Here is a 1,985-nt window from a genome sequence, read left to right as displayed (position 1 = left end):
CTCGGGTTCCGCAGATGTGTCTGAAGAAAAGCACACGGATCCAGGCGTTGAGCTGCGGTAACGCATACTGGAACGCGTGCGCGGCGTGTTACTAGGCCGGGGTGTTATTGCTGGTCAGGAGGGGGTGGCCGGTATCGCCTCTATGACCTTCTTCGGGATGGGAAGCGCCAGTTTGGCGAGGATGTCTCGTTGTGGCTTGGTGAGCTCGGCTATCTGGCGGAAGGTGCCGGTTGGCCCGGTGAAAGTGGCGATGGTCAGTTGGTCGAATTCCTCACGAATGTGCCGCCAGGTCCGGCCTGTGCCGGTTTCGATGATGCGGATCAGCAGCAGGGCCAGCCAGCAGAGGATGACGTGGGCGCGGATGCGCTGCTCCAGGCGGTGGTAGACGGGCCGCAGGTCGATGATCTGCTTCATGTCCCGCCAGCCCCGCTCGACCTGCCAGAGCTGCTTGAACCCCAGTGCGATGTCCTCGGCGCTCAGACGCGGGTCGCTGCTGCGCAGCAGGTACTTGCCGTCCAGCTTGGCCTCGGCCTTGACCTTGGCCTGGTCGATGCGCAGCAGCCCGCCGGCGGTGACGCGCAGGTAGCGGTTCAGGGCGGGCTTGGTGGAGATCACCCCGCGCAGTTCGGCCCGCTTGTCGCTCTTCCAGCCGTCGGTGCCGTCGATCAGCTCGCCGAGGTGGGCCAGCAGCCGCTCCCGCACCGCCGCGTCCCGATCGGCGCCGTCGGGGTTGAAGCAGATGACGAAGCGTTCATGCTCGCTGATGCGGACCTCTTTGACCTTGAGGTTGCCGGCCACGTCGGTGTAGCGGCCCTGCCGCGCCAGCGCCGCCTTGGCCTCGGGGCTGCCCGAGCGCAGCTTTTCCCCGAGGATGTAGTGGTGATCGCCGCTGCGTAGCGTGCGCCGGTTGTCTTCGGAGGTGAAGCCGCGGTCGCCCACCCATACGATCTTGGCGAGGGTCCAGTCCCGCATGTCCTTCTTGACCTGGCTGATCACGGTGGCGTCCGCGGTGCCGCCCGGCCAGCACCAGCAGCGGACCGGGATGCCGTCGCGGGTGACCGCCAGCCCGATCACCACCTGCGGCAGGTCGTCGCGGTGATCCTTGGACTTGCCGAACGCCCGGAAGCCCTTGCGCATGGCCGGTTCCTCGCCGGCATCGCAGTCGTCGGGCAGGGGCATGCCGCGCTCGTCGCGGTCGATGGCCTCATCGGGGGTGTCGATCTCGAAATAGGTGCTGGTCGTATCGAAAAACAGCAAGTCCACCTGAAGGTTCAAGAGGGTGGCGACCTGGTCGAACACCTTGTTCTCGATCGCGTCGCGGCACTCGTGCAGCCAGTCCATCGCCCGATAGCAGGCATCGTCGCTGCAGCTGGCCAGGCTCTCGATGTGGGCGCGGCGGCCGACCCAGTGCGAGGCGGCCAGCTTGGAGGAGGCATCCAGCGCGCGGTTGGCCACCAGCGCGAACAGCACCCGCTCGGTGTAGGGGCCGCGCCGGGTACGGGCCAGCATGGAAGTCATGATCTTGTCGATGGACAGCTGCCGCCACAGCTGGTCCAGCAGGTAGGCGCCGCCGAAGCCGGCTGAACCCTGGTAGTTCAGCTCGCCGGGGGTGCGCACGGTGGCCGCGCGTTCGGGGTCCAGCAGCCGGCACAGCGAGGTGACCAGGCGCTCGACCGCCGGGCGGTCGAGCTGATCCTCCCGGCCGAAGTTGTGCAGCACCTTGGTCTTGGACGATTTGCTGGCCGGATCCCATTCGTTGTGCGCCAGTTGCAGGTAGCGCACCACCGTGCCGTCCTTGTTCCTGCGGGCGGAGCTCCTGACGAACATGCCACCAGACCGTAACAGCTTAAGCACAGCCTGTGACTGCTGTTTCGTGGAAGTCGTGTTACTAGGCGTTCTCGCGATTTCCGCTAGGCCTCATGTCGCCGACCTGCATCTTCATGCTCGATCATGCCTCAGCACCCCGATTAGCTGCGGAACGCGAG

The 1,985-nt window shown here is 66.0% G+C and carries 1 protein-coding gene; it reads right to left on the bottom strand.

The genetic code is table 11. From position 1 onward, the window contains the following. Window positions 1-114: 114 nt before the first annotated feature. Window positions 115-1,827, bottom strand: coding sequence for an IS1634 family transposase (locus ETD86_RS54125; RefSeq protein WP_138674353.1), 1,713 nt, complete (start codon window positions 1,825-1,827; stop codon window positions 115-117). Between the last annotated feature and the right edge of the window lie 158 nt (window positions 1,828-1,985).

Origin of the sequence: Nonomuraea turkmeniaca, from assembly GCF_005889735.1 — a bacterium.
GTDB classification, from domain to species: Bacteria; Actinomycetota; Actinomycetes; order Streptosporangiales; family Streptosporangiaceae; genus Nonomuraea; species Nonomuraea turkmeniaca.
This window is presented reverse-complemented; position numbering and strand designations above follow the sequence as displayed.